The 26,186-nt window shown below is 58.9% G+C and carries 26 protein-coding genes and 1 other RNA gene; 17 read left to right on the top strand and 10 right to left on the bottom strand.

Annotated elements, in window-relative coordinates; all coding sequences use genetic code 11:
- Positions 1-8 precede the first annotated feature (8 nt).
- The 7 genes from infB (at position 9) to IEX57_RS05675 (ending at position 8,884) form a co-directional block, all read left to right on the top strand.
- Complete coding sequence (gene infB, locus IEX57_RS05705; RefSeq protein ID WP_188703204.1) at positions 9-2,807, top strand: translation initiation factor IF-2; 2,799 nt, start codon at positions 9-11, stop codon at positions 2,805-2,807.
- A 142-nt stretch (positions 2,808-2,949) separates the two neighbouring features.
- Positions 2,950-3,339, top strand: a complete 390-nt coding sequence (rbfA, locus tag IEX57_RS05700) for a 30S ribosome-binding factor RbfA (RefSeq protein ID WP_188703202.1) — start codon at positions 2,950-2,952, stop codon at positions 3,337-3,339.
- Between the two features lie 9 nt (positions 3,340-3,348).
- Positions 3,349-4,260 carry a tRNA pseudouridine(55) synthase TruB gene (gene truB, locus IEX57_RS05695; RefSeq protein ID WP_188703200.1) on the top strand — a complete coding sequence of 304 codons (912 nt, stop codon included), beginning with the start codon at positions 3,349-3,351 and terminating at the stop codon, positions 4,258-4,260.
- 108 nt (positions 4,261-4,368) lie between these two features.
- Positions 4,369-4,638 (top strand): 30S ribosomal protein S15, encoded by a 270-nt coding sequence (gene rpsO, locus IEX57_RS05690; protein ID WP_188696546.1) that lies wholly within the window; start codon positions 4,369-4,371, stop codon positions 4,636-4,638.
- Positions 4,639-5,097: 459 nt separating this feature from the next.
- Positions 5,098-7,227 carry a polyribonucleotide nucleotidyltransferase gene (gene pnp, locus IEX57_RS05685; RefSeq protein WP_188703198.1) on the top strand — a complete coding sequence of 710 codons (2,130 nt, stop codon included), beginning with the start codon at positions 5,098-5,100 and terminating at the stop codon, positions 7,225-7,227.
- Between the two features lie 180 nt (positions 7,228-7,407).
- A complete protein-coding gene (locus IEX57_RS05680) occupies positions 7,408-8,388 on the top strand; it encodes an NAD(P)H-quinone oxidoreductase (RefSeq protein ID WP_188703195.1) in 981 nt (326 codons plus the stop codon).
- 172 nt (positions 8,389-8,560) lie between these two features.
- A complete protein-coding gene (locus IEX57_RS05675) occupies positions 8,561-8,884 on the top strand; it encodes a DUF2325 domain-containing protein (protein WP_188703193.1) in 324 nt (107 codons plus the stop codon).
- A 42-nt stretch (positions 8,885-8,926) separates the two neighbouring features.
- On the opposite strand, the gene IEX57_RS05670 is transcribed toward IEX57_RS05675, so the two are convergent.
- Both IEX57_RS05670 and IEX57_RS05665 read right to left on the bottom strand, forming a co-directional pair.
- Positions 8,927-11,251, bottom strand: coding sequence for a sensor domain-containing diguanylate cyclase (locus IEX57_RS05670; protein ID WP_188703191.1), 2,325 nt, complete (start codon positions 11,249-11,251; stop codon positions 8,927-8,929).
- Positions 11,252-11,444: 193 nt separating this feature from the next.
- Complete coding sequence (locus IEX57_RS05665; protein WP_188703183.1) at positions 11,445-12,329, bottom strand: LysR family transcriptional regulator; 885 nt, start codon at positions 12,327-12,329, stop codon at positions 11,445-11,447.
- A gap of 129 nt (positions 12,330-12,458) precedes the next feature.
- On the opposite strand from IEX57_RS05665, the gene IEX57_RS05660 reads away from it, so the two are divergent.
- Positions 12,459-12,749, top strand: coding sequence for a YciI family protein (locus IEX57_RS05660; protein WP_188703180.1), 291 nt, complete (start codon positions 12,459-12,461; stop codon positions 12,747-12,749).
- 61 nt (positions 12,750-12,810) lie between these two features.
- On the opposite strand, the gene IEX57_RS05655 is transcribed toward IEX57_RS05660, so the two are convergent.
- From IEX57_RS05655 to IEX57_RS05640, 4 genes are all read right to left on the bottom strand, one after another.
- The gene (locus IEX57_RS05655; RefSeq protein WP_184098289.1) at positions 12,811-13,479 is read right to left on the bottom strand and encodes a Crp/Fnr family transcriptional regulator; all 669 of its coding nucleotides are present in this window, start codon (positions 13,477-13,479) and stop codon (positions 12,811-12,813) included.
- Positions 13,480-13,499: 20 nt separating this feature from the next.
- Entirely contained in the window at positions 13,500-13,853 is a 354-nt protein-coding gene (locus tag IEX57_RS05650) for a hypothetical protein (protein ID WP_188703179.1), read from the bottom strand.
- Positions 13,854-14,104: 251 nt separating this feature from the next.
- The gene (locus tag IEX57_RS05645) at positions 14,105-14,962 is read right to left on the bottom strand and encodes a Tim44 domain-containing protein (protein ID WP_188703176.1); all 858 of its coding nucleotides are present in this window, start codon (positions 14,960-14,962) and stop codon (positions 14,105-14,107) included.
- Positions 14,963-15,413: 451 nt separating this feature from the next.
- A complete protein-coding gene (locus IEX57_RS05640; protein ID WP_188703174.1) occupies positions 15,414-15,770 on the bottom strand; it encodes a dihydroneopterin aldolase in 357 nt (118 codons plus the stop codon).
- Positions 15,771-15,854: 84 nt separating this feature from the next.
- On the opposite strand from IEX57_RS05640, the gene plsY reads away from it, so the two are divergent.
- A complete protein-coding gene (gene plsY, locus IEX57_RS05635; protein WP_188703172.1) occupies positions 15,855-16,475 on the top strand; it encodes a glycerol-3-phosphate 1-O-acyltransferase PlsY in 621 nt (206 codons plus the stop codon).
- A gap of 82 nt (positions 16,476-16,557) precedes the next feature.
- On the opposite strand, the gene smpB is transcribed toward plsY, so the two are convergent.
- Positions 16,558-17,013, bottom strand: coding sequence for an SsrA-binding protein SmpB (smpB, locus tag IEX57_RS05630; protein WP_188703170.1), 456 nt, complete (start codon positions 17,011-17,013; stop codon positions 16,558-16,560).
- Positions 17,014-17,081: 68 nt separating this feature from the next.
- Here smpB and IEX57_RS05625 point away from each other — a divergent pair, with 68 nt between their 5' ends.
- The 6 genes from IEX57_RS05625 (at position 17,082) to IEX57_RS05600 (ending at position 20,680) form a co-directional block, all read left to right on the top strand.
- A complete protein-coding gene (locus IEX57_RS05625; protein ID WP_188703160.1) occupies positions 17,082-18,068 on the top strand; it encodes an asparaginase in 987 nt (328 codons plus the stop codon).
- 60 nt (positions 18,069-18,128) lie between these two features.
- An RNA gene (ffs, locus tag IEX57_RS05620) (signal recognition particle sRNA small type) lies at positions 18,129-18,226 on the top strand.
- 141 nt (positions 18,227-18,367) lie between these two features.
- Positions 18,368-19,240 (top strand): septation protein A, encoded by an 873-nt coding sequence (locus IEX57_RS05615; RefSeq protein ID WP_229708759.1) that lies wholly within the window; start codon positions 18,368-18,370, stop codon positions 19,238-19,240.
- 5 nt (positions 19,241-19,245) lie between these two features.
- A complete protein-coding gene (locus IEX57_RS05610; protein ID WP_188703158.1) occupies positions 19,246-19,545 on the top strand; it encodes a YciI family protein in 300 nt (99 codons plus the stop codon).
- Positions 19,546-19,553: 8 nt separating this feature from the next.
- Complete coding sequence (locus IEX57_RS05605; protein ID WP_229708756.1) at positions 19,554-19,820, top strand: BolA family protein; 267 nt, start codon at positions 19,554-19,556, stop codon at positions 19,818-19,820.
- 74 nt (positions 19,821-19,894) lie between these two features.
- Positions 19,895-20,680, top strand: a complete 786-nt coding sequence (locus tag IEX57_RS05600) for a peptidylprolyl isomerase (protein WP_188703156.1) — start codon at positions 19,895-19,897, stop codon at positions 20,678-20,680.
- Positions 20,681-20,780: 100 nt separating this feature from the next.
- Here IEX57_RS05600 and IEX57_RS05595 read toward each other — a convergent pair whose 3' ends face one another.
- From IEX57_RS05595 to IEX57_RS05585, 3 genes are read right to left on the bottom strand one after another with little or no spacing between them, the layout of a single operon-like run.
- A complete protein-coding gene (locus IEX57_RS05595) occupies positions 20,781-21,722 on the bottom strand; it encodes an electron transfer flavoprotein subunit alpha/FixB family protein (protein WP_188703154.1) in 942 nt (313 codons plus the stop codon).
- Complete coding sequence (locus IEX57_RS05590) at positions 21,719-22,471, bottom strand: electron transfer flavoprotein subunit beta/FixA family protein (RefSeq protein ID WP_188703152.1); 753 nt, start codon at positions 22,469-22,471, stop codon at positions 21,719-21,721. The genes IEX57_RS05595 and IEX57_RS05590 overlap by 4 nt, the downstream gene beginning before the upstream one ends.
- 27 nt (positions 22,472-22,498) lie before the next feature.
- Positions 22,499-23,269 carry a ferredoxin--NADP reductase gene (locus IEX57_RS05585; protein ID WP_188703150.1) on the bottom strand — a complete coding sequence of 257 codons (771 nt, stop codon included), beginning with the start codon at positions 23,267-23,269 and terminating at the stop codon, positions 22,499-22,501.
- Positions 23,270-23,368: 99 nt separating this feature from the next.
- Here IEX57_RS05585 and IEX57_RS05580 point away from each other — a divergent pair, with 99 nt between their 5' ends.
- Positions 23,369-24,316, top strand: coding sequence for a LysR family transcriptional regulator (locus tag IEX57_RS05580; RefSeq protein ID WP_188703148.1), 948 nt, complete (start codon positions 23,369-23,371; stop codon positions 24,314-24,316).
- A 45-nt stretch (positions 24,317-24,361) separates the two neighbouring features.
- On the top strand, positions 24,362-26,011 hold the full coding sequence (locus IEX57_RS05575; RefSeq protein ID WP_188703146.1) for an electron transfer flavoprotein-ubiquinone oxidoreductase: 1,650 nt from the start codon (positions 24,362-24,364) through the stop codon (positions 26,009-26,011).
- The last annotated feature ends 175 nt before the right edge of the window (positions 26,012-26,186 follow it).

Genomic DNA, 26,186 nt, shown 5'->3' with positions numbered 1-26,186 from the left:
GGAATTGCATGAGTGAACTGAAAGTCAGTCAATTCGCGGCAGAGCTGAAAATGCCGTCGCAAGAATTGCTGGAGCAACTGCGGGCGGCTGGTGTCGCCAAGCAAAGTGAATCGGACTCTGTTACGGCCGAGGACAAGTCGCGCCTGCTGGACCATTTGCAAAAGAAGCATGGTGCAGGCGGCGACAAACCGCGCATTACCCTGCAACGCAAGCAAACCAGTGAAATCCGCAAGACCGATGCGACCGGCAAGGCCAAGACCATTCAGGTTGAAGTGCGCAAAAAGCGCGTGGTGATCACTCCGGAAACGGGTGGTCAGCAAGCGGCTCAGGTCGAAGCGCCGGTGGCGGCTTCGTCCGCAGCGGCAGCCCATGTGGTCGATGCCGGCCAACTGGCCGCACGTGAAGCAGAAGCCCAGCGCCAGAACGAACTGTTTGCCCGTCAGGCAGCCGAAATGCGTGCCAAGCACAATCGCGACCAGCGTCACGAGCCTGCGGCTGAAGTTGCTGCAGCGGCTGAAGCTGCACCGGTAGAAACCGTGGTGGCCGAGGCCGCTCCGGCGCCGGCACCGGCTCCTGTTGTTGCCGAGCCGGTGGTTGAGGCTGTGGCTGCACCGGCCCCGGCACCCGTGCCTGCGCCGCAACCGGCGCCTGCGCCGGCTGCACAAGCGCCTGCACCCGCACCGGCCCGTGCCCCGGCCCATGCATCGACCCGCTCTGATGATTCGCGTCCGCGTATCGGCATGCGTGTAGAACTGCGCAAGCCGCGTAACGAACCGTTGCGTGCTCCGGAACCGGCCAAGGCCGCTCCGGCCCCGGCACCGGCCCGTCCTGCTGACAAGAAAAAGGGTGAGAAGGGTAGCTGGGAAGAAGATCGTCAGGCCCGTAGTGGTCCTGGTGGTGGCGGCGGTGGCGGCAAGAAGGGCGGCGGTTTGCGTACCAAGGGCGGCGATGCCGGTAATAACGACTGGAAATCCCGCAAGGGCGGTCGTAACAAGAACCAGCAACAGCACGACGCCAACGCACACGCCTTCCAGGCGCCGACTGAACCGATCGTGCACAACGTTGAAGTGCCGGAAACCATCAGCGTGGCCGATCTGGCCCACAAGATGGCGGTGAAGGGTGTCGAGGTCGTCAAGGCGCTCATGAAGATGGGCATGATGGTGACCATCAACCAGGTGCTGGACCAGGAAACCGCGATGATCGTCGTGGAAGAAATGGGCCATACCCCGGTTGCCGCCAAGCTGGACGATCCGGAAACCTATCTGGGTGACGAGGACAAGGGCGAACACGAACTGCTGCCGCGCGCACCGGTTGTGACCGTCATGGGCCACGTTGACCATGGCAAGACCTCGCTGCTGGACTACATCCGTCGCGCCAAAGTGGCTGCGGGCGAAGCCGGTGGCATTACGCAGCACATTGGTGCGTACCACGTTGAAACCGACAAGGGCGTGATCACCTTCCTGGATACCCCGGGTCACGAGGCGTTTACCGCCATGCGTGCTCGCGGTGCATCCGCCACGGATATCGTGGTGCTGGTGGTGGCTGCTGATGACGGCGTGATGCCGCAAACCATTGAAGCGATTCACCACGCCAAGGCGGCCGGTGTACCGATGGTGGTTGCGGTCAACAAGATCGACAAGCAAGGCGCCAACCCGGAACGCATCCGTCAGGAACTGGTAGCCCAGGAAGTCGTGCCGGAAGACTGGGGCGGCGATACGCAATTTATCGAAGTTTCGGCCAAGCAAGGCACGGGCATCGACAACCTGCTGGACGCCATCTTGCTGCAAGCCGAAGTGCTGGAACTGCAAGCACCGGTTGACGCACCGGCCAAGGGCATCATCATTGAAGCCCGTCTGGACAAGGGTCGCGGTGCTGTGGCGACCATGCTGGTTCAGTCCGGTACCCTGAAGAAGGGTGACGTGCTGCTGGCTGGCGGCGTGTTCGGTCGTATCCGCGCCATGCTGGACGAAAACGGCAAGCCGATTACCTCTGCAGGTCCGTCGATCCCGGTAGAAATTCTGGGTCTGTCGGAAGTGCCGAGCGCCGGTGAAGATGCCATGGTGCTGGCTGACGAAAAGAAAGCGCGCGAAATCGCACTGTTCCGTCAAGGCAAGTTCCGCGACGTCAAGTTTGCCAAGCAACAGGCTTCCAAGCTGGAAAACATGTTTGCCCAGATGGCCGAAGGTGGCGAAGTTCAACGCCTGCCGATCATCATCAAGAGCGACGTGCAAGGTTCGCTGGAAGCGCTGGCCGGCTCGCTGCAAAAGCTGTCGACCGACGAAGTCCGCGTGCAGATCTTGCACTCCGCCGTGGGTGGTATCAGCGAGTCTGACATCAACCTGGCACTGGCTTCCAAGGCCGTGGTGGTGGGCTTTAACGTGCGTGCCGATGCGGCCGCCCGCAAGCTGGCCGAACACGAAGGCGTGGATATCCGTTACTACAACATCATTTACGATGCGGTAGACGACGTGAGAGCAGCGCTCTCGGGCATGCTGGCGCCAGAGAAGAAGGAACAGGTGATCGGTCTGGTGGAAATCCGCCAGGTGTTCGTGATCTCCAAGGTGGGCTCCATTGCGGGTTGTTACGTGCTGGACGGCATGGTCAAGCGTGGCGCGGGTGTCCGCGTACTGCGCAACAACGTGGTGATCCATCAAGGCGAACTCGAAACGCTCAAGCGCTTCAAGGACGATGTCAAGGAAGTCAGAGCCGGCTACGAATGTGGTCTGCAGCTCAAGAACTACAACGACATCCAGGAAGGCGATCAGCTGGAAGTCTTCGAAATCGTCGAAATCGCTCGTACACTGTAATGTGTGAGGCGTAAGGGGCAAGGCGTGAGGTGTAAAAACCTTGCCCCTTTCGCTGGCGGCGCAGGCATAGCCTGCGCCTTTTCCTTTTGTACCGACGTTTGGGGTTACACCTCACTCCTCACGCCTCACTCCTCACACTCAAATGCCTAGACAAACAAAGAATTACTCGCGCGCTGATCGCTTGTCGCAACAGCTGCAACGCGATACCGCCGAGCTGATCCGTGCTGAACTGGATCACCCCAAGGCGTCGTTGATCACCATCACTGACGTTGAAGTCACGCGTGATTACTCGCACGCCAAAATTTTCTACACCTTCCTCGGTACGCCGGAAGACGCGGCAGATATCGCGGAAAAGCTGGAAGCGGCCAAGGGCTTCATCCGCAGCCAGCTGGCCAAGGGTTTGTCCCTTTTCAAAATGCCGGAACTGCATTTTGAATACGACCACTCGGTGGAACGTGGCATGGCGCTCGATAGCCTGATCCAGAAAGCCGCCAGCCTCTCGAAGGCGCCGGACGACGAGCAAGAAGGTTGATTCGCACGGATGGCGAAACGAAAGATTGACGGTGTTCTGTTGCTGGACAAGCCATTTGGCGTATCCAGCAATAACGCGCTGCAAAAAGCGCGCTGGTTGCTGCAGGCAGAAAAAGCCGGTCACACCGGCGTGCTTGATCCGTTTGCCACCGGCTTGTTGCCGCTGTGTTTTGGCGAGGCCACCAAGTTTGCCCAGCGCATGCTTGATGCCGACAAGGGTTATCGCGCCACGCTGCAACTGGGGCAGGTATCGACCACGCTGGACGGCGAGGGCGGTATTTCGCGCAGTGGTGAAGTCACCTGTGATCGCGCCCAGCTCGAAACCGTGCTCAAGGCCTTTACCGGCGATATCGAACAGGTGCCGCCGATGCATTCGGCGCTCAAATACCAGGGCAAATCGCTGTACGAATATGCCCGTCAGGGTGTCGAGATTGAACGGGCCGCCCGCGCGGTGACGATCTACGCACTCGATATCGTCAGTTTTGAAGGCGACGTGCTGGTGCTGGATGTGTCCTGTTCCAAAGGCACTTATGTGCGCACCCTCGCTGACGACATTGGTCGTGCGCTGGGTTGTGGCGCGTATTTGTCAGGTTTGCGGCGCACACGCACTGCCGGTTTCTCGCTGGACGAGGCCATTGGTCTTGATGATTTTGGCCAGCTGGAGATGCCGCAGCGCGAAGCACTGTTGATGGCGCCAGAAACACTGGTGACCGATCTGCCGCAGATTGAGCTCGATACCGAGGATACGGACCGTATCCTGCACGGCATGACTGTGCGCCGCAGATCGGGCTGGCCCGACGGAGCGGGACTCTTCCAGCTTTACGGCACGCCCCAAAACGGGCATAATCGCGCGTTCCTTGGTTTGGGCGAAGTGGCATCCGATGATGTGCTGCGGCCCAAACGTCTGCTGGCAACTGCGTAAGCGGGGGCCGGTTAATGGAGCAAACCCGGGTTAGTCGCTCGGATTTGCTTGTCTGATCTGATAATCCACCGCTGTTGGTGGTTTGAGATCATTTATCGGAGTAACAACATGACTGTTTCCGTTGCCCAGAAGGCTGAAATCGTAGGTCAATTCCAGCGCGCCGCCGGTGATACCGGTAGCCCGGAAGTGCAAATTGCGCTGCTGACCGCACGTATCAACGACCTGACCCCTCACTTCAAGGCTAACGCCAAGGATCACCACTCCCGTCGTGGTCTGCTGAAGATGGTTTCCCGTCGTCGCCGTCTGCTGGACTACCTCAAGCGCACTGATGCTGACACCTATCGCGATGTGATCGCGAAGCTGGGTCTGCGCAAGTAATGGTCCGCGAAAAAGTCGCAGTGAAAACTGCGACTTTTTTGTTTGTGGCACGCCGCTTTGCCATGATGGCAAGGCGGGCAGAGGGCACTTGCCCATTCGTTCTGGTTCAATAGTCAGCCAGAACGAATAGGCAGGTGCCTTTTCGTTTTCCGGGATACCGGATTGAAAAGGCAGCCTGGTTGTACCGCATGTTTGTCAAATCGCAGTTCCGGCGGCAAACAAACGGATGTTGGACTGTGCTGGAACTGGCGGTTACGGACAAGGTCTTGTGAATGCGAAGCGGTACGCCGGCTGTGCAATCTGTGCACGGCAGCATGCCTTGAGGCTTCGCTCTTTTGTCCCGGATGGTACTGGCTTGCGCCGAACACAACGCGACCAGCATCGTCTCCCGGCCTGACCGCAGCGGCAATCGCACGCGCTTGTGGCCGAAAAGCGCATCACTGAAAAGGATAGCAATCCGTGTTCAATAAAATTTCGAAGTCTTTCCAGTATGGCCGTCATACCGTGACCCTGGAAACGGGCGAAATCGCTCGCCAGGCATCCGGTGCGGTTCTGGTCTCCATGGATGACACCGTTGTTCTGGTCACTGTTGTGGCTGCAAGCGGCGTCAAACCCGGTCAGGATTTCTTCCCGCTGACCGTTGATTATCAGGAACGGACCTACGCTGCAGGCAAGATTCCTGGCGGTTTCTTCAAGCGTGAAGGCCGTCCTTCCGAAAAAGAAATCCTCACCAGCCGCCTGATCGATCGTCCGATCCGTCCGCTGTTCCCGGAAGGTTTCTTCAACGAAATCCAGATCATCGCCACCGTGGTGTCGCTTGATCCGCAAATCGACTCTGACATTCCGGCCATGATCGGCGCCTCCGCTGCGCTGGCCATCTCCGGCGTGCCGTTCCAGGGCCCGATCGGCGCAGCCCGCGTGGGTTACGCCAACGGCCAGTACATCCTGAACCCGAGCAAGGAAGAGCTGGTCACCAGCCAGCTGGACCTCGTGGTTGCCGGCACTGAAAAAGCCGTGCTGATGGTGGAATCGGAAGCGCAAGAACTGTCCGAAGAAATCATGCTGGGCGCTGTGGTGTTTGGCCACGACGAAATGCAAAAGGCCATCAACGCCATCAACGAACTGGCTGACGAAGTCAATCCGGAGCTGCTGGAGTGGGACGAACCCACCGCTGACAGCGCACTGGAAGCCCAGATCAATGACATCGCTGGTGCCGATATCGGTGCTGCGTTCCGCATTGCCCAGAAGCAAGCCCGTACCGGCAAGCTGGGCGAAGCCTGGGACAAGGTGAAGACTGCGCTGATCAACGAAGAAACCGATACCCTGCAAGCGAACAAGATCCGCGGCATTTTCCATAACATGGAAGCCAAGATCGTTCGTAACCAGATTCTGGACGGTTTCCCGCGTATTGACGGTCGCGACACCCGCACCGTGCGCCCGATTACCGTGCGCACCGGCGTACTGCCGCGCACCCACGGTTCCGCACTGTTTACCCGTGGCGAAACGCAAGGTCTGGTTGTGGCCACGCTGGGTACCAAGCTGGACGAGCAGAAGATTGATGCACTGGCCGGCGAGTACTCCGACCGCTTCATGCTGCATTACAACTTCCCGCCGTACTCCACCGGTGAAACCGGCCGCGTGGGTACGCCCAAGCGCCGCGAAATCGGCCACGGCCGTCTGGCCAAGCGCGCGCTGATCGCCGTGCTGCCGACCCCGGAAGAGTTTGCCTACTCCATGCGCGTCGTGTCTGAAATCACCGAATCCAACGGCTCGTCTTCCATGGCGTCCGTGTGCGGTGGTTGCCTGGCGCTGATGGATGCCGGCGTGCCGCTGAAAAAGCACGTGGCCGGTATCGCCATGGGCCTGATCAAGGAAGGCAACCGCTTTGCCGTGCTGACCGACATCCTGGGTGATGAAGATCACCTGGGCGACATGGACTTCAAGGTAGCGGGTACCGACTCTGGCGTGACCGCGCTGCAGATGGACATCAAGATTGACGGCATCACCAAGGAAATCATGAAGGTGGCGCTGGATCAGGCGAAGTCTGGCCGTCTGCATATCCTGGGCATCATGAAGGAAGCCGTTGCCGGCGCTTCGGCTGAAGTGTCGCAACACGCTCCGCGTCTGTACACCATGAAGATCAACCCGGAAAAGATCCGTGACGTGATCGGCAAGGGCGGTTCCGTGATCCGCGCGCTGACCGAAGAAACCGGCACGCAGATCGACATCCAGGAAGATGGCACCATCACCATCGCTTCGATCAGCGCTGAAGGCGCCGATGAAGCCAAGCGCCGCATCAGCGAAATCACCGCTGAAGTGGAAATCGGCAAGATCTACGAAGGCCCGGTTGTCAAGATTCTGGACAACAACGTCGGCGCCATCGTCTCGATCATGCCGGGTCGTGATGGCCTGGTGCACATCAGCCAGATCGCCAACGAGCGCATCAAGAACGTCTCTGACTACCTCAAGGAAGGTCAGGTCGTGCGCGTGAAGGCGCTGGAACAAGACGAGAAGGGCCGTGTGCGTCTGTCGATCAAGGCTGTACTGAACGACGAAGCCGGCACCGCTCAGGTCGCCCCGGAGGCCTAAGCCTCACGCAGGCAGCAGGCGGCACCGTCCGCCTGCACCCGCACCATGAAAAACCACGGCTTGCCGTGGTTTTTTCTTGCCCGTTGATCCGCTCTGGCGGGGTGGGCGAGTGCGAACTTTCATGCAGGCGCGCCATCCCATATGCTGATGCCCTGACAACAATACCCTGGAGAACCCCTCATGCTGGCCATTGTGCAAACCGCGCCGGGCGGCCCTGAAACCCTGCACCTGGGCGAGGTCGACACACCGCGTCCCGGCCCGGGCCAGTTGCTGGTCAAGGTCAAAGCCGCTGGGATCAATCGTGCCGATCTGATGCAGCGTGAAGGCAAGTATCCGCCGCCGCCCGGAGACTCTGCCATTCTGGGGCTGGAGATTGCCGGTGAAGTCGCCGCGCTGGGCGAGGACGTGTCTGGCTTTGTCATTGGCGACCGGGTGGCCGGGCTTGTCGGCGGCGGCGGTTATGCGCAGTACTGTGTGCTCGATGCCGGCACCGCAATCACCATTCCGGAAGCGCTGGATGACGTTGCCGCCGCCAGCTTGCCGGAGGCCTGGATGACGGCCTGGTTCAACCTGGTGGAACTGGGCGGCCTGCGTGAAGACCTGCGCGTGCTGGTGCATGCCGGCGCATCAGGCGTGGGCAGTGCGGCGATCCAGTTGTGCAAAGCCTATGGCGCATGGGTTGCCGTGACGGCTGGCGGGCCGGAGAAGGGCGAATACTGCAAGCGTCTGGGCGCCGATATGGTCATCGATTACAAAACCCGGGATTTTGCGGCAGAGGTCAAACAGGCGGGCGGCGTTGACCTGATTCTGGATGGCGTGGGTGGCGACTATCTGCCCCACAATCAAGCGTGCCTGAACCCGGACGGCCAGATCATCGTGATTGGCATGCTGCGTGGCCCCCAGGCAGAAGCCAATATGGGCCTGCTGCTGGTGAAACGGCAGACCGTACGCGGTTCAACCCTGCGCCCGCAGGCATTGCCGGTGAAACGGCGGCTGGCGCAGCAAGTGCGTGATTTTGTGATGCCGCGGCTGGCGACCGGGGCACTGCAGGTGACGGTGGACAAGGTCTTTGACTGGGAGCAGGTCGCTGCAGCGCATCACTATGTGGCGGCCGGCAAGAACCTTGGCAAAGTCATGCTGCGGCTGGGCAGTGCGGACTGAGGCGCTGTTTGTGGTGGTCAAGCGCTTGCAGAAGTTCCCTTTGATCGCTGACAAGATTGTAATATATATTTGTTGATAACAATTCTCATTTAGATTAGAGTGCATTCCACAGCCTCGCCGGGGCAGCGTGTCCCGGCGTTTCACCACCAGCCACCTGGCGATGGAGTGCTTCATGAATGCTTTTATTGTTGGCGCAGATACCCTTGGCAATATTCCGGACGTGCTGAACCAGTACGGGATTGCGATTCACAAACACGTGTCAGGCCGCAACGCTGCCCACCAGCGCAAACCGGCTACGCTCAAGGGTGTTGATCTGATCATCCTGTTCACGGATTTCCTGGGCCACAACGTCATGCGCCACTATCGCGAAATGGCGCACGAAGAAAACATCCGTTTCGTGGCCTGCCGCCGCTCGGTGTGTGCGCTGTCGCAAAGCCTGGACAAAGTGTGTTCGCCCAAACAGTGCGACGACTGTCCGGCCCGCAAAAAACACTGAGTATCAGCCGAGCGGCCGCATAAGCCGCCCGTTCTGCCAGATTCAGGCGGTTTTGCCATCCGCCGTACCGGCGGCAGGGGCGAAGCGGTAGCCGTTCTTCGTGCTCTGTTTAACTGCATACATGGCGGCGTCGGCGGCAGTGAGCAACGCTTCGGCATTGACGGGTTCGCCCGGCAAATGCAGGGCAATCCCGATACTGGTAGAGAGCGTGATCTGGTGCTCGCCCAGATCAAACGGCTGCTGCATGGCCTGCACGATCTTCTGGGCCACGCGCGTGGCGTCAAGCTGCGGGTTTTGCAGGTCTTCCAGCAAAATGGTGAATTCATCGCCCGCCAGCCGGGCCACCGCATCGGTCTTGCGCACGCAGGCCTGCAGCCGGCGGCCAAACGTGGTCAGTACGTCGTCACCGGCATCGTGGCCAAAGCGGTCATTCACGGCTTTGAAGCCATCCAGATCCAGGAAAAACACCGCCAGCGCCTGCGGGTGCCGTGCCTGGCGTTCACACGCTTGTTCAATCAGCTGCAAAATGGCGCGGCGATTGGGCAAACCGGTCAGCGGGTCTTCCATGGCCTCACGCCGCAGCGTTTCTTCCAGCCGTTTGCGGTCAGTCAGATCAACGCCCAGCGCGTAGCAGCCGCGCACGTGCCCGTCAGCCGCCCGGTCAGGCACCATGCTCAGCCGCACGTCCCGCGGCTGGTTGCCCATATCCAGGTGAATGTCTGCCGAGCATTTCTTGCCGGCCAGCGCACTGCGGATCGGGCCTTCCACCAGTTGCCATTCTTGCGCCGAGGCCACGTCTGGTATCGGCTGATCAAGAATGAGCTGCGGGTCGCGGCCAAACCAGTCTTCATACGTAGCGTTCATGTAGCGGCAGCGCAGGGTGGATTCGATATAGCCAATCAGCACCGGCACGTTATCCATGATGGTCTGCAGCTGTTCCTGGCTTTCCCGCAATTGGGCCTCGGCGTGTTTGCGGGCGGTGATGTCGTGCAGGAAAATATTGAACAGATAGCGGCCATTGTCCCAGATGGGCGAAACGGTTTTCTCTACCTCAACCGGGTGGCCGTCCTTGTGCCGGGCGTGCATTTCGCCGCGCTCGAACAACTGCGGCAGATCGGCAAACTCGATATAAGCACGGACGGCGGCGCGTACTTCGTCGCGGTGCTCCGGCATGATGATCAGATCGGCAAAATTGCTGCCGAGCGCTTCATCACGCGTCCAGCCAAAAATCTCCGATGCCTGCTGGTTCCATTCCAGAATCGTGCCTTCTTGCGTGGCGCCGACAAAGGCTTCCAGCGCGGTATCCAGGGTATCGCTTAACCGGCGTTTTTTGATCAGCGTTTGGTCCTGAATGATCCGCAATTCGCCCAGCGCCCGTGCCAGTTGCACGTTGGCGGACGACAGTTGCTGCGTGCGCGCCGTGACTTCAGCCTGCAGGCTGGACTGCAGCGCCTGCAAACCCGCCTCGGCAGCCTTGCGGGCGGAAATATCCTGGGCAACCAGCACAAGGAACCAGGGTTGCCCGGTCTCGCCACGGAACAGTGAATAGGTGAATTCCACCCAAACAGGGTGGCCGTCGCGGTGCAAAACCTCTTCTTCACTGCGCTCAACATCGCCACCATTGATCAGTCGCTCGCGCCGGGTGGCCATTCTGGCAGCGGCTTCGCTGCTCAACAGATCGTTGAGCGGTACCGCCAGCAGCGAATCAACGGTGTGGCCCAGCAAACTGGCAAAGCGCTCGTTCACGCGCAGCCAGTCGCCATCCAGACTGCGGTGCGCCAGCCCGACAGCGGCTTGGTCAAACGTGCTGCGGAACAGGCTTTCCTGGTGGATGATTTCTTCGCTGACGCGCGCCTGCGACAGCGAGGCGCGAATGGCAAACTCGCGCGCGTGCAATTCCTTTTGCACCAGCGTTGCGACATCAAGCAACAGATGCACGCCCGCTTCATCCAGCTTGCGTGGTCTGGAATCAAATACACACAGTGAGCCGATGCGGTAGCCGCTGAGGGTTTTGAGCGCCTTGCCGGCATAAAAGCGGATATAAGGCGGGCCGACGACCGACGGATTATCGTGAAACCGCGGGTCTTCGCTGGCATCTTCCAGTACCAGCAAGTCATCTTCAATGATGGTGTGGCCGCAGAACGAAACATCGCGCGCGGTGCGCTTGCCGGTAAAACCGTAGCAGGATTTGAAAAACTGGAAATCCGCAGCGACCAGTGAAATCAGCGAATTCTCGACGCCAAACACCTTTGCTGCCAGCCGCGTGAGCCGGTCCAGTGCGGGGTCGGGGTCGCTGTTCAGCAGGTTAAGCTGGTTCAGCGCTTGCAGGCGCGCTTCCTCGTCTGGCGGGATCGGCGGAACAATCATGTCGCACCTGCCTTGCAGGTGGCCTTGCGGGTCGGCGCGTGGGAGCGGGTTTGATGCAAGTTGCCTGTCCTCCGTGTTTTGCCCAAAACCGGGTGGCGATCTGTTCTTCCTGGATCATAGGCTGTTTTGCGCCTGAATTCGCTGTCGTATTGACGCGCTTGCCCGGCATTGCGGGCGGAACCGCAGACCGTATTCAAGGACCAAATCGCGTCAGCATGAAGGTGATGAACTCACTAAGCTTGGGCGTGGGCTGGCGATCCGCCTGGTAGATCAGATGCATGGGGCGGGCCGGCGGGGTGAACTCCGGCAAGAGCTGTACCAGTCGGCCTGCAGCCAGATCATCGGCCAGTACGGCCTCAGACTGCATGACGATGCCAAAACCGGCCAGCGCCGCATTGCGCAGGGCCTGTCCGTTATTGATAGTCAGCCGGGCCGGGACTTGCACCTGGATTTCCCCTGAATCTCCAAACATGCGCCAGGTGTGTTCGGTTTCCCAGCGCAAAAAATCCATGCATTCATGCTGCGCAAGGTCTTCCGGGCGCTCAGGCGTGCCACGGCGGGAGAGATAATCCGGGCTGGCACACAGCAACATGCGGTAAGGGCGCAGGGGCCGGGCGATCAGGCCCGAATCATTGAGCTTGCCAATGCGGATGACCGCGTCGTAACCGTCTTCGACCAGATCAACCACCCGGTCATTCAGATGCAGGGCCACGCTGATTTCAGGAAAAGTCTGCAAAAAGCCGGTGAGGGCGGGTGACAGCTGGTTGGCGCCAAAAGAGACCGGCGCACTGACGCGCAATTCGCCACGCGGCGCATTGCGCAGGATGTCGACACTGGCGTCGGCCGCTTCTACTTCTGCCAGGGCCTGCCGGCACCGCTGGTAATACATGCGCCCGGCTTCGGTCAGCCCTTGCCGGCGGGTGGTGCGGTTCAGCAAACGCACACCCAGGCGCTGTTCCAGTGCCTGAACATGTTTGCCCACCATAGTGGCGGAAATATCAAACTCCTTGGCCGCAGCGGTAAACCCGCCCAGATCAACCACACGCACAAAAATCTGCATGCTTTGCAAACGATCCATAGCGCTATTTCAAACTTTGAGTTGCAGGTGTTTAAAAAAATAGCATATTTATCGTTTTTTGTTTGGCAATGACAATGAGCTCGTGCCTGCAAAACGATCAGCGTTTTGCCACAACAAGGAGAACGGATCATGTTTGTGCTTACCGCCAGCTATTCCCAAAGCCCCGCCGCAGTTGAACCGCATATCGCCAGCCATGCTGCCTGGGTCAAGCGTCACCTTGAAGCCGGTGTGTTCCTGGCTGCTGGCCCCAAGCGCAGCGGGCTGGGCGGGGTGATCCTGGCGCAAGTGCCCTCGCGTGAGGCTTTGCGGCAAATCCTGGCCGAAGACAGCTATGTGATTGCAGACGTGGTGAACTACACCATTGATGAGATCGAATTCAAGGCCACGGTGCCTGATCTGGCCGCGCTCAAGGGCATGTGAGCGGTTCTGGCGCAAAAAAAGCCGACCACAAGGTCGGCTTTTTATTTGGGGTCAGCGCAGATCAGAAGCGTTCCGGCATGCGCTGCAGCAAGATGATGCGCTTGTTTTCCAGGCGCACATAACCACCAAAGACCAGTTCCTTGAGGATTCTGGCGATCATTTCACGCGAAGAACCCACGCGATCGGCAATGGCTTGCTGGGTCAGCGGCTCGTTGATGATCATGGTGCCGTCGGCCTGTTCATGCACCATGCCTTCAAACAAGGCGCGGACGCGGCCGTAGACATCCAGCAGGGCCAGATTTTTCATGGTGGCAGAAAGACGGCGCACCATGCGGGCCAGCGACAGGATCAGTTTGTCCTTGATTTGCGGATAGGCATCCAGCGCGGTGCGGAAATCCTGCTTGGTGAACATCAGGAAGGTCGAGTCTTCCTCGCACTGGGTGGACCAGCTGCGCGGCTCGTCATCGATCATTGAGGTTTCGCCAAATACATCGCCGGCTTCACCGATCAGGAACACGAATTCCTTGCCCTGATTGTCGCTGGTGAAAGAGCGGGTGCGGCCTTCAACCAGCAGGTACATGGCTTCGCCCGGGTCGCCTTCACGGAACAGAAAGGTGCCTTTGGGCAGGTGACGGCGTACCGCGGCCTGAAGGACCACTTCCAGGTCTTCGTCTGAAAATCCTTCAAATGCGGGAATCTGGCTGAGAAAGTTTTTCAAAGTAGTATCCATCTATGAAACATCTCCTGTGCTCATTCGCCGTCCTTGGCCGGCTCAGAGGCTGCTGATGTGTTGTGTTGTTCAGGTGCTGCCTTTTTCTTGTCGTCCGGATCGGGGCCGCAGTCTTCAGAACTGCTGGGTACCACGTCCATTTTTTTGGCAAGCATATATTCGTTCATTTCTTTCCAGCCGGCAAAGATATCCGATTTGGCTACTTTCGGATTCCGGCTGAAGCAATCTTCCAGTGCTCTGCCGCTATGGCGGCAGGCCGCTCCAATCGCCTTGCCGTTGGCTTGTTGCTTGTTCAGCATGGTATTGACCTGATCACAGCCGCTGAGTGCCGTAACGACAAAAAAAAGACCTGCAAGTGAGCGGAGTCTGGACATGAGGTTTGTAACCCGTAGTTGATCGGTTAACGGCTATATCGGGTTAAACCATACTTTACTTTAGTTGTTGTAAAGCAATTTGCCCGCTCGCAGACAATATGCAAGAGCACGTCCGAAAAAAGAATGAGGAAAAATCAGATAAAAAGCCGGAGTGGCCAGGGAATGGATAAACGGCAAGGGCCTGCAAAGCGGTTTGCAGGCCCTTGTAGATCAAACGGCAATGGGGCGTCGGGGTTTACCGCCAGGCAAAATCAGCGCGGTTGTTCAATCCCGGCCAGCAGCCAGCGGGAAGAGGGGGCTTTTTGCTTGGTGAAATGCCAGATCTCTTCAAATGGCTCAACCGGCGCATTCACGTATTCACTGACATGGCCTTTGAAGCGCACGCTGGCCACGACATGGCCCGGTTCATCAGTGATATCCAGCAGATCAATATTGAGCGACGGGAAATCGGCGATCTCGCGATTGGCCTGAATCTGGGTCTGCAGTTCGGTAAACAGCTCCGGCGTCAGGTATTTGCGCAATTCATCCAGTTGTTCTGGCGAATTCATGGCCTGCAGATGCTGGAAACTTGCTTTGGCATGGCGCAGAAATGCCTGCGTATCCGTGCCATCCGGCAAGCTGGCCGGCGCATTCAGGCCGTTTTGCATCAGCCCTTCGCCAATGCGGTATACCTTCTGGTTGCCCTGGGTATTCAGGCGCGAATCATTCCAGCCCGGTACCGGACGGGTCTCAGGATACGGGTCAACGACCGGGCGTTCACGCCGGCGCAAAAACATGAAGCCGGCCAGGGTCAAACCGCCCAGCAAGATCAACCAGCCCCAGGGCAGGCTGCTGCCCTGATCTGCGGCGCTGGCGCCAGAAGCATGCTCGCCATTGCGTGCCAGCGCATAGCCTGCGGCGGCACCCACTGCAGCACCCGCCAGTGCCGGCACTACGATAGAGCGCTGGGGTTGCGGCTGCTGTTGGGGCTGTGCCGGCGCCGGAGCGGGCTGGGCAGGCGCGGGGCGCGTAATCTGATTGCGTTGCATGCCGGCAGAACGGCCGCTACCCAGCCGGGCGGCCTGGGCCGGCCCGGTCATTGCAATGGCCAGTGCCAGAATTACGAACAAGAAACGTGGTCCGGTGGTACGACTACGCATTAACGACAGTCCCTGGTCAATCGATTGTCAGGTTGTGTATGGGTGAACCATGAATCGTACATTAGTAAGGGCTTAAACTGCTAATTTCAAGTGCGATAAAACGACGATTTTTGTGTATACGATACAGCCCGTCTACGCACCCTGGCGCCGTACGGGCGGTATTATTGAGCTAACAGGCTGCCGGATTGGCTTTTTACCGGCCGGGCAAGATGCGAGGCCGGCAAGAACCCGGGTGTATCCAGGTTGGGCTGGCGATTGTTGATCCGGAAAGAATACTTTCCGTCACGCAATTAGTTTTCTTACAGCTTGCGGCGTGTCGCGCGCCATTGTGGGGCGCGCGAACAGTCTGGATGTGCTATCAGGGTCGGGCATCCGGTGTGATGCCGCAAGCAGAAAAAGCCGAAAGGCGATCAGGAGAAGATCAACTGCGCTGGCCACGCTCGATGGTGACGCCGACACGGCCCACTTCGTGCAGTATGCCCAGTTTGGTGACCGAGACGCGGGTCCAGGGGGCAGAGAAATCCTGCATGATCAGATGTGCAATATGTTCGGCCAGGGCTTCAAGCAGCAAGAAATGCTGTTCTGCCATGGACTGGCGCAGCTGCTGCACGACCTTGTCGTAGTCGATGGTGTCGGTGAGGTTGTCAGAGACACAGGCCTGGGTAGAAGGCAGCCCGATTTCAAGGTCAAGCTCGACGACCTGGGGGGCAACGCGCTCCCAGTCATACCAGCCGATCAGGGTTTTGGCGCGCACGCCGTGCAAAAAAATGATATCCATACCACTCCTGGCGCGGGTTCAGTTTGACGTTCCCGGCTGCGGATCGCTTACAATCGAAAACTCGCTATTGTAGTGGATTTCCAAATGCAGTCGTTAATCGTCGTGCTGGCCGCTTATCTGATCGGTTCTCTCTCGTTTGCCGTGATCGTCTCTCGCGCAATGGGTATGGCCGACCCGCGTACTTATGGTTCGGGCAATCCCGGTGCGACCAACGTCTTGCGCTCCGGCAACAAAAAAGCCGCGTTGCTGACGCTGGTGGGCGATGCCGCCAAGGGCCTGATTGCGGTGCTGTTCGCCGGCTTGCTGGTCGGCCTGTGGCGTTTGCCCGAGGCCGATGCGGTCATTGCCGCGGCAGCGCTGGCCGTCGCAGTGGGCCATATGTGGCCGGTGTTCTTTCGCTTCAAGGGCGGCAAAGGTGTGGCGACAGCGGGGGGCATCTTGCTGGCGCTGGACTGGCGCGTTGGCCTGGTCACGCTGGGCGTGTGGCTGATTCTGGCCAAGGGCTTCAAGATTTCGTCGCTGGCGGCGCTGATCGCCGCAGTGCTCGCCCCGATCCTGACCTGGTATTTCATCCCGCAGCGCGAATATCTTTACGCTGTGCTGGTGATTTCAGTGTTGCTGATCGTGCGCCACCACGAAAACATCCGCAAACTGCTGCAAGGCAGCGAGAGCCGGATCACGGGCAAGGACGAATCCGGTTCCTGAGTCGTGCTCTGCCAACTTCGCTGCCAACAAAAAAGCCCGGAACAGACCGGGCTTTTTTGTTGCATGGTGACGATGAAACGGGTCAGCCTTGCTTGGTGTGTTGCCGCACAATGCGGGCCTTTTCGCGCACCCATTCGCGCTCTTTCTGGCTTTCGCGCTTGTCGTGCTGCTTTTTACCCTTGGCCAGACCGATATCCAGTTTGATATAGCCGTTCTTGAAATGCATGTTCAGCGCGGCCACGGTATAGCCGGAACGCTCTACTTTCTCGGCCCACTTGATGATCTCGTGGCGCTTGAGCAGCAGTTTGCGCAGACGAACAGGGTCTGCATAAACATGCGTTGAGGCCGAGCTGAGCGGCGTAATATGCGAACCCATCAGCCAGAAGTCACCCTTGGAAAAGATCACATAGGATTCTTTCAGCGCCACGCGGCCGGCGCGGATGGATTTGACTTCCCAGCCTTCCAGTTGCAGTCCGGCTTCAAGCCGGTCTTCGATAAAATAGTCGTGAAACGCTTTGCGGTTATCAACAATCGTCATTTCTTTTGCCATCGGGCTCATCGTCTGAATAAAGATTGTACCGGCTGGCGCCTTTTCGAGGTATCACTGTGCGAATTTGTATTCTTTACACTGGCGGCACGCTGGGCATGCGGCCCGGTCCGGATGGTCTGGCGCCGGTATCCGGCTTTCTGACCAGCACGCTGCAAGCGCAATACCCGATGGTCGAAGTCGTTGAATATGCGCCATTACTTGATTCCAGCGACATGACGCCAGTGGACTGGAACCGTATTGCCGGGGACATCGCCAGCCGTGCCGCGCACTACGACGGCTTTGTGGTGTTGCATGGGACAGATACGCTGGCCTGGACTGCCTCTGCGCTTTCTTTTGCGCTGGCTGGCCTGAACAAGCCGGTTGTGGTGACTGGCGCCCAGCATCCGTGGGAGGCCCCGGACAGCGATGCGCCTGGCAATGTGGCCGATGCCATCAGCCTGGCTGCCAGCGCGGCCCTGACCGAAGTCGCGGTCGTGTTCGCCGGGCTGGCTTATCGCGGCAACCGCGTCCGCAAGCTCGATTGCGAACGCGATGCGGCGTTTGATAGCCCTAATTGTCCGCCGCTGGCAAAACGTTTCGGTCACGGCTGGGCGTTCAATAATCTGCCCTTGCCAGAGGTGGCGCACACCGGCGCGCATCAGGTTGATGCCCATGCGCGCATTGTCCGGCTCACGCTGGCGCCGGGTTTCAGTGCGGCATGGCTGGCGCAAGTGCTTGATACGGCCACGCTTGATGGCGTGGTGCTGGAAACCTATGGCAGCGGCAATGTACCGGGACAGGCTGATCTGACCCAGGCCATTGCCCGGTTGGCGCAGCGCGCGCTGGTGGTCAATTGCACGCAGTGCGTTGCTGGCGCGGTGCAGATGGGCTTGTATGCATCCAGCAAAAGCCTGCTGGATGCTGGCGTGCTCAACGCGCACGACATGACGCCAGAGGCCGCCATCGCCAAGCTGCACTGGGTTTGCGCGCAACATGCCAACCTTGCCGCTCGCCGCCAGTTGTTCAGCAAGAACCGGGCAGGGGAGTTCACCGCGCCGGTTTGATTTTCAGAATGAGTAGCGACGACGTGGCGCCCTGTGCTATAGTCGCCGTCTGTTCTCGATGGCGGGTCTCCCCGCATGGCTAAAAGGTGAACCTGGTCAGGTCCGGAAGGAAGCAGCCACAGCTTTTGATGCCAGTGCCGGGGGTCGGGCTCGCCACCCCTCCCTTTTCTTCGTTGTTCCCCGTTCTACTACTGATTGCCCGCGCCTGCTGATCTGCAATGCATTGCGTCGTCGGCCAATACTGTGGCCATCTCTGGTTCAATCCCGGTTTTTCCCTTGTTTTCCTTCCTGGTTGTGATTTGTACCTGGAAATCCTTGACTCGTATCAACACGTCATACCCGGCGTGAGCGCAATATCCACTTCGCAAGCTGATGCTTCGTGTATCTCCAGTGGAATTTCCGCCGCGCTAGTCGCGGCGTTTTTTTTGCCTGTTATCTGCCGCCTTGTCAGTGCCAGGAGCCAAATGCATAATGCGCCATCTAATGCATGGTTTGGCTCAATGAAGGCATTCTTCGACCTGTTTCCGGTCATCTTCTTTTTTCTGGCGTTTTTCCTCAGCTCTCACGATCCTGCTCACGCTGCAGCGCTGGCCAGCCATGTACCTGTTTTGTCGCAAGTGATTCTGGCGGCACAAAATTCCACTCCGCCCAAAACGCCTGAGCAGATTGCCATGTTGATCGCCACTGCGGTGACCATGGTCGCCAGCGTGATCCAGCTGGTTTATGCCTTGGTCAAATGGCGCAAGGTGGACGCCATGCTGATCGTCAGCTTTGTGCTCATCATGGTCATGGGCGGCGCCACGCTGTATCTGGATGATCCGGATATCATCAAATACAAGCCCACCGGTCTTTACTGGATTTTCGCGGCAGTGCTGCTGTTTTCGCAGTGGGTACGCGGCCAGAACCTGATGAAACTGATGATGGGCAAGCAGATGTCTTTGCCCGAACCCGTCTGGAATAGTGTCAATTACGCCTGGGCCGGCTTTTTTACGGTGATGGGTGCGCTGAATATCTGCATTGCCCGATTGTTCAGTTACAGTGCCTGGGTCAACTTCAAGCTGTTTGGAACGTTGGGATTGACGGTGGTGTTTCTGGTCGTCCAGGGGCTCTTTCTAAGTAAACACATTGCCGATGAACCCGTCCATGGCGACAATCCGTCGGACAAGGACTGAAAAACATGCCTCTTTACGCAATTATCGGTACACACTTGCCCGATACACTGGTGCAGCGCAATGCAGTGCGCCCGGCACATCTGGCGCGTCTGGAAACACTCAAGGCGCAAGGGCGTCTGGTGCTGGCCGGCCCGTTTCCGGCCGTGGATGCACCGGACCCGGGTCCGGCCGGTTTTACCGGCAGCCTGATCGTGGCTGAATTTGAATCGCTGGCCGAAGCACAAAAGTGGGATAGCGAAGACCCGTATCACCAGGGTGTATACGGGCAAACCAGCGTGAAACCCTTCAAACAGGTGCTTCCCTGAACTCTGGTATGATGAATACGCTTCAAGACGAGCTGCAGCAAAGACTGGCGGCTCTTGAACCTGAAACCCTGATCGTGCACGATGACAGCGCCGCGCATGCCGGACACGCCGGTAGCGGCGGTGGTGGTCATTTCGAAGTCACGATCGTGGCGCAGGCCTTTGCAGGTCTGGGCAAAGTGGCCCGACACCGCAAAGTGTATGCATTGGTGGCAGATTTGATGCCTGCGCGCGTGCATGCGCTCAGCATCAAGGCGCTGACGCCAGATGAGCTCTGAGAACGCCGTCGGTGTTCCAGACATAAATTTGATATGTATGCAGCATTGAACCGACAACATTCAAAGGAATCGTAATGCGTTCTACCAAGCTTCTTGTTGGCGCCCTTGTTGGTGCCGTGATTTCCGCTTCGGTCATGGCCGATGCCAGCGTTGCCACCGTGAACGGCGTGGCCATTCCGCAAAGCAAGGTGGACCTGATCGTCAAGCAACTGGCTGACCGTGGCCAGAAAGATTCGCCGGAACTGCGTGACCGTATCAAGCAACAACTGGTCACCAACGAAGTGCTGTATCAAGATGCCGTGAAGAAGGGCGTGGACAAGTCTGCTGACGTGCAAGCCCAGCTGGATGCCGCCAAGCAACAGATCGTTGTTTCCACCTACGTGAACAACTTCGTCAAGGCCAACCCGGTCAGCGACGCAGATGTCCAGAAAGAATACGATCGCGTGATCAAGGCCAACTTTGCTGGCAAGGAATACCACGCTCGTCACATCCTGGTGAAGACCGAAGCTGAAGCCAACGACATCCTGGCCCAACTGAAGAAGGGCAAGAAGTTTGAAGATCTGGCCAAGGCCAAGTCCATCGATACCCAGAGCGGCGCTCAAGGTGGCGATCTGGGCTGGTCCAGCCCGAACAACTTCGTGCCGGAATTCTCCGCTGCCATGACCAAGCTGACCAAGGGTCAGATTTCGGCTGCTCCGGTGAAGACCCAGTTCGGCTACCACATCATCAAGCTGGACGACGTGCGCGATGCCAAGGCTCCGCCGCTGGATCAAGTGAAGGGTGAAATCTCTCAACAACTGGAACGTGCCAAGGTTGAGAAGATGATCAGCGATCTGCGCGCCAAGGCAACCGTGCAGTAATTGCCGGTTGCTGTCAGGCCTGGGTTTCAGGCCGGCGCAGAAAAACAAAAACGCCATGCAATGCATGGCGTTTTTGTTTTTGGCGCGGCGCTGCTGTTGATCAAAGCTTGCTGGTCAGTTCCGGCAGCAGGGTAAAGAGATCGCCCACCAGCCCGTAATCGGCGTGCTGGAAGATCGGTGCGTCCGGGTCCTGGTTGATGGCGACCACGGTGCCGCTGTCTTTCATGCCGGCCAGGTGCTGAACCGCGCCGGAGATGCCGACCGCCAGGTAAAGCTCGGGCGCAACAACCACACCGGTCTGGCCCACTTGCCAGTCATTCGGGGCAAAGCCTTCATCGACTGCCGCCCGCGACGCACCGATGGCTGCGCCCAGTTTGCCAGCCAGCGGTGCCAGCAGCTTCTGGAATTGCTCCGCGCTACCCAGCGCCCGGCCGCCGGATACGACGGTGCGTGCCGTCGCCAGTTCCGGGCCGTCGCTGACGGTTTGCTCGGCGCTCACCCACTCGGCGAGCCGGGCGTCGGTTGCGGCGACTTGCCAGTTCAATGTTTCCAGCGGTGCGGTGTTGGCCTGGGTGCCGGCGTCGGCAAACGCGGTCGGGCGCACGCTCAAGACGCGTTTGGCATCGGTAGTCTGGATTGTGGCGTGCACATTGCCCGCATAAATGCCGCGGACAAAGGTATCGCTGCTGACGATCTGCAAGACGTCAGAGATCATATTGGCATCCAGCAGCGCGGCGACACGTGGCAGCACGTTACGGGCAAAGGTGCCCGAGGCGGCGATGACGTTGTCGTAATTCGCGGTGATGCTCGTGACCAGCGGTGCAAGGCGTTCGGCCAACTGGTGCGCCAGGTCGGCCTGATCGGCCACCAGCACGCGGCTGACCCCGGCAATCTGTGCCGCTTGTGCTGCGACCCCGGCTACCGCGTGACCGGCAACCAGCACATGGATATCCCCGCCCAGCTGCGCGGCGGCGGTGGCGGCATGGCGGGTAATGGCGCGTAACTGGCCGTGCTGGTGTTCAGCAATGATAAGTGTGCTCATGGCAAAACCTTTGCCTCGGTACGCAGGCGTTCAATCAGTTCATCAACACTACCGACACGGATGCCGGCTTTGCGGGCAGGGGGCTCGGCCACTTTGAGCAAGCTGGTGCGTGAAGTGGCCGCAACGCCAAGGCTGTCGGGGGTGACGGTTTCGATCGGCTTTTTGCGGGCCTGCATCAGGTTGGGCAGCTTCACATAGCGCGGTTCGTTCAGGCGCAAATTGCTGGTGACCAGTGCGGGCAGCGGCAGGCGCAGCGTTTCCTGGCCGCCATCCACTTCGCGGGTGACAGAAACAAAGCCGTCAACCGGCTCAATGCGCGAGGCCGCAATGCCCTGGCCGATACCCAGCAGGGCGGCCAGCATCGGGCCGGCCTGGGCTGAGTCGTCATCAATGGCCTGTTTGCCCAGCAGCAAGAGATCCGGGTTTTCCTTGCGGGCCACGGCGGCCAGCAGTTTGGCGACGGCGAGTGAATCGATTGCGGCGGCATGCTCGACCAGAATGGCGCGATCAGCGCCCATGGCCAGGGCGTGGCGCAATGTGTCTTGCGTCGGCGCGCCGCCAATCGACACGGCAACAATCTCGGTTGCGATGCCTTTTTCTTTCAGGCGCACGGCTTCTTCCACCGCGATTTCATCGAAGGGATTCATGCTCATTTTGGCGGCGGCGATCTCGACATCAGAATTGTCCGCCTTGATCCGCACCTTGATGTTCGGATCAACGGTGCGTTTGACAGCAACCAGTATCTTCATGGGGTTGTCCTTGTTGTGTGCTGCGGCTTACCAGAGTTGTTCCACGGCCAGATGGCCCGGTGCGCTGCGGCGGGCCAGGGTAAAGCCCTTGTCGCCCAGCAGCTTGCGGGTTTCATCCACCATATCCGGGTTGCCGCAGATCATGATGCGTGAGCGCTCATGGTCCAGCGCAATGCCGGTGTGTTCTTCCAGCCCGCCATTGGCCAGCAGCGTGGTAATGCGTTCTTTCAAGGCGCCGGGGACTTCTTCGCGGGTCACGATCGGCACGTAGTGCAGCTTGTGGGCGAATTCACTGTAGTACTCGTGCGTGGCGAAGCTGCGGATGGTTTCTTCATAGGCCAGTTCAGCCTTTTCCCGCACGCTCTGCACCAGGATCAGCCGGTCGTATTCTTCCCAGGCCGAAAAGTCGTACAGGATCGACAGGAACGGCGCCAGACCGGTGCCGGTTGCCAGCATCCACAAGTCCTTGCCCTGTTCAAAGCGATCGCGCGTCAAAAAGCCGTAGGCCGTTTTGTCGACATAGAGCGTATCGCCCACCTGCAGCCGCGACAGCTCGCTGGTGAACTCGCCGCCGGGCACGACAATGGAGAGAAACTCCAGGTGCTCGTCGTAATCGGCGGACAGAATGGAATACGCCCGCCAGACGATCTTGCCGTTTTTCTCTACACCCAGGCGGGCAAACTGGCCGGGCACAAACTTGAATGCGTCGCTGCGCGTGGTGCGCAAAGTAAACAGGCTGGGCGTCCACGTGTGCAGATGCGTGATCGTCTCTGCCGTATATTTTTCGCTAGCCGTCATGATTTCATATTCCTGCTGGTTATCTAGCTTCGAATCTTAAACACGGGTAGAATATCTGTAAATTTGAATTATTAAATAAAATATATCCAAGGATTAGATATGAGATACACGCTCAGACAGCTGGAGGTCTTCGTTGCCGTGGCGCGTTCAGAAAGCGTTTCACGCGCGGCAGAAGCGTTGTCGCTGTCGCAGTCTGCAACCAGCACGGCACTGGCCGAGCTGGAAAAACAGTTCGATACCCGCCTGTTTGATCGCTACGGCAAACGCCTGCAGCTGAATGAACTGAGCCGGCAACTACTGCCGCGCGCCATCGAGCTGCTGGACCGGGCCAACGAGATTGAATCCACCCTTGCGGGCGAGGCGGGCATCGGCCCTTTGCGCATTGGCGCCACGCTGACCATCGGCAATTATCTGGCGACCTTGCTGGTGGGCGAGTTCATGCGCCAGCACCCGGGCAGCCGCGTGAATATCTCTGTGCACAACACGGCCACGGTTGTACGCGATGTCGCTCACTTTGAACTTGATCTGGGGTTGATTGAGGGAGAAATCCAGCACCCGGACCTGGATATGTTCCCCTGGGTGGCCGACGAGATGGTCATTTTTGCGGCGCCAGAGCACCCGCTGGCCAGGAAAGAGTCGGTCACGCTGGAAGACATCCTTGCTGTGCCCTGGATCTTGCGCGAACCAGGCTCGGGCACGCGCCAGACCTTTGAATTTGCCATGCGCCATGTGCTGGGCCGGCTGGATGTGCGGCTGGAGCTGGAACACACCGAAGCCATCAAGCGGGCGGTGGAATCCGGGCTGGGGATCGGGTGCATTTCCCGGCTCACGCTCAAGGAAGCGTTCCGGCGCGGCAGCCTGGTTCCGCTGGAAGTGCCCGGGCTGGATTTTCGCCGCATGTTCCACTTTGTGCTGCACAAGCAGAAATTTCGCACCGCCGGCATCGAGGCGTTTATCGACCTGTGCCGTGACGCGGCCCGTGATGTAGAGCGCAGCGATGAAATCGTGCTGCGCCGTCCGGATGGCCAGCCCGTGGAATACCGCTAAAGCACGGCCCCGTTAATACATACCTTCTTTTTATTCAGGTGTTTCATGCAGCGCGATGTAATGGAATATGACGTAGTAATCGTCGGTGCCGGCCCGGCCGGTTTGTCCGCAGCGATCCGTCTCAAGCAACTGGCCCTGGCCGCCGGGCAGGATCTGGGCGTGTGCGTACTTGAAAAGGGCGCGCAGGTTGGCGCGCATCTATTGTCTGGCGCCGTGCTGGACCCGGTCGCACTCAATGAACTGATCCCGGACTGGCAAGAACGCGGCGCGCCATTGCATACCCCCGTGACACACGACCGCTTTATGGTGCTGGATGAAGACCTGGCGTGGACCATTCCGCACCTGATGATCCCGCGCATCATGCGCAACGACGGCAACTACATTATCAGCCTGGGCGAGTTTGGTGCCTGGCTGGCAACAGAAGCCGAAGCGCTGGGCGTGGAAATCTACCCGGGCTTTGCCGTGGCCGATGCAGTTTATGGCGATGATGGCGCGGTGATTGGCGTGGTCTGTGGCGATATGGGCATCGGCAAAGACGGTCAGCCTAAAGCTGACTACACGCCTGGCATTGAAATTCATGCCCGCTACACGCTGGTGGCAGAGGGCGCGCGCGGCTCTCTGACTGGCAAGCTGGAACAACAATTTGGACTGCGCGACGCTGCTCAGACCCAGAAATACGGCCTTGGCATCAAGGAACTGTGGCGGGTGCCGGCCGGCCAGCACGACGCCGGTCTTGTGCTGCATACGCTGGGCTGGCCTTTGGGCGGCCGCGCTGGCGGGGGCGCGTTTATCTATCATATGGGCGAGGATCTGGTTGCCATCGGCCTTGTGACGCATCTGGATTACGCCAACCCCACGCTGGCGCCGTATGAAGAGTTCCAGCGTTTGAAACGACACCCGGCTATTGCCGCCATGCTGCGGGGCGGGGAACGTATTGGCTATGGCGCGCGCGCAATTACTGAAGGCGGCTGGCAATCCCTGCCTGAGCTGGCATTCCCCGGCGGGGTATTGCTGGGCTGTGCGGCCGGTATGGTCAACGTGCCGCGGATCAAGGGTAACCACAACGCCATGAAGAGCGGCATGCTGGCGGCAGAAGCGGTATTTGACGCGATCTCGGCCGGCAGGGCGCACGACACGCTGGCAGATTATGGCCAGCGCGTGGCTCAAAGCTCGATTGGCCGTGAACTGCGCCAGGTGCGCAACATCAAGCCGGCGTTGTCCCGCTTTGGCAGCTTGCTGGGTACCTTGTATGCCGGCGCGGATTTGTGGCTGGATCAATTCGGCGTGAAGCTGCCATGGACACTGAAACATGGCGAGGCGGACTATTCCACCCTCAAGAACGCGCGGGAAATGCCGAAACTGGACTATGCGTTGCCGGATGGCGTGCTGACCTTTGACAAGGCCTCGTCGTTGCAGCTTTCCAACACCTGGCATGAGGCGGATCAGCCCTCGCATCTGCTGATCAGGCAGCCGGAGGTCTATATCACCGAGAATCTGGATGTCTATAACGCGCCTGAGGCGCATTATTGTCCGGCCGGTGTGTACGAGATTGTGCAGCGGCAGGGCAAGCGGGCGCTGCAGATCAACGCGCAGAACTGCCTGCACTGCAAAACCTGTGATATCAAGGACCCGGCGCGTAACATCGTGTGGCTGGTGCCGGAAGGCGGCGGCGGTCCGGGCTATCAGGGAATGTAGTTGTAAGACTGCCTCTACAAAAAGTGTTTGTTTTTGGCTGCGAATACGGTGTTTTGCTGATCGGTTGCGAACAATCTATGGTTTAATGGGTTTATAAGAAATCAAATACTTTCATTGAAAGTAAGAATTGGATGGTTGCGGGTGCAAATGTATTACGATGATTTGTACCGGCGAA

Source organism: Silvimonas iriomotensis (assembly GCF_014645535.1).
Lineage (GTDB): Bacteria > Pseudomonadota > Gammaproteobacteria > Burkholderiales > Chitinibacteraceae > Silvimonas > Silvimonas iriomotensis.
The sequence above is the reverse complement of the archived record's forward strand: the minus strand, read 5'-3'. Positions and strand labels throughout refer to the sequence as shown.

Coding starts and splice junctions, on each gene's coding strand:
- infB (WP_188703204.1), top strand. CDS start 9: ATGAGTGAACTGAAAGTCAGTCAATTCGCGGCAGAGCTGAAAATGCCG.
- rbfA (WP_188703202.1), top strand. CDS start 2,950: ATGCCTAGACAAACAAAGAATTACTCGCGCGCTGATCGCTTGTCGCAA.
- truB (WP_188703200.1), top strand. CDS start 3,349: ATGGCGAAACGAAAGATTGACGGTGTTCTGTTGCTGGACAAGCCATTT.
- rpsO (WP_188696546.1), top strand. CDS start 4,369: ATGACTGTTTCCGTTGCCCAGAAGGCTGAAATCGTAGGTCAATTCCAG.
- IEX57_RS05680 (WP_188703195.1), top strand. CDS start 7,408: ATGCTGGCCATTGTGCAAACCGCGCCGGGCGGCCCTGAAACCCTGCAC.
- IEX57_RS05675 (WP_188703193.1), top strand. CDS start 8,561: ATGAATGCTTTTATTGTTGGCGCAGATACCCTTGGCAATATTCCGGAC.
- IEX57_RS05670 (WP_188703191.1), bottom strand. CDS start 11,251: ATGATTGTTCCGCCGATCCCGCCAGACGAGGAAGCGCGCCTGCAAGCG.
- IEX57_RS05665 (WP_188703183.1), bottom strand. CDS start 12,329: ATGGATCGTTTGCAAAGCATGCAGATTTTTGTGCGTGTGGTTGATCTG.
- IEX57_RS05660 (WP_188703180.1), top strand. CDS start 12,459: ATGTTTGTGCTTACCGCCAGCTATTCCCAAAGCCCCGCCGCAGTTGAA.
- IEX57_RS05655 (WP_184098289.1), bottom strand. CDS start 13,479: ATGGATACTACTTTGAAAAACTTTCTCAGCCAGATTCCCGCATTTGAA.
- IEX57_RS05650 (WP_188703179.1), bottom strand. CDS start 13,853: ATGTCCAGACTCCGCTCACTTGCAGGTCTTTTTTTTGTCGTTACGGCA.
- IEX57_RS05640 (WP_188703174.1), bottom strand. CDS start 15,770: ATGGATATCATTTTTTTGCACGGCGTGCGCGCCAAAACCCTGATCGGC.
- plsY (WP_188703172.1), top strand. CDS start 15,855: ATGCAGTCGTTAATCGTCGTGCTGGCCGCTTATCTGATCGGTTCTCTC.
- smpB (WP_188703170.1), bottom strand. CDS start 17,013: ATGACGATTGTTGATAACCGCAAAGCGTTTCACGACTATTTTATCGAA.
- IEX57_RS05610 (WP_188703158.1), top strand. CDS start 19,246: ATGCCTCTTTACGCAATTATCGGTACACACTTGCCCGATACACTGGTG.
- IEX57_RS05605 (WP_229708756.1), top strand. CDS start 19,554: ATGATGAATACGCTTCAAGACGAGCTGCAGCAAAGACTGGCGGCTCTT.
- IEX57_RS05600 (WP_188703156.1), top strand. CDS start 19,895: ATGCGTTCTACCAAGCTTCTTGTTGGCGCCCTTGTTGGTGCCGTGATT.
- IEX57_RS05595 (WP_188703154.1), bottom strand. CDS start 21,722: ATGAGCACACTTATCATTGCTGAACACCAGCACGGCCAGTTACGCGCC.
- IEX57_RS05590 (WP_188703152.1), bottom strand. CDS start 22,471: ATGAAGATACTGGTTGCTGTCAAACGCACCGTTGATCCGAACATCAAG.
- IEX57_RS05585 (WP_188703150.1), bottom strand. CDS start 23,269: ATGACGGCTAGCGAAAAATATACGGCAGAGACGATCACGCATCTGCAC.
- IEX57_RS05580 (WP_188703148.1), top strand. CDS start 23,369: ATGAGATACACGCTCAGACAGCTGGAGGTCTTCGTTGCCGTGGCGCGT.
- IEX57_RS05575 (WP_188703146.1), top strand. CDS start 24,362: ATGCAGCGCGATGTAATGGAATATGACGTAGTAATCGTCGGTGCCGGC.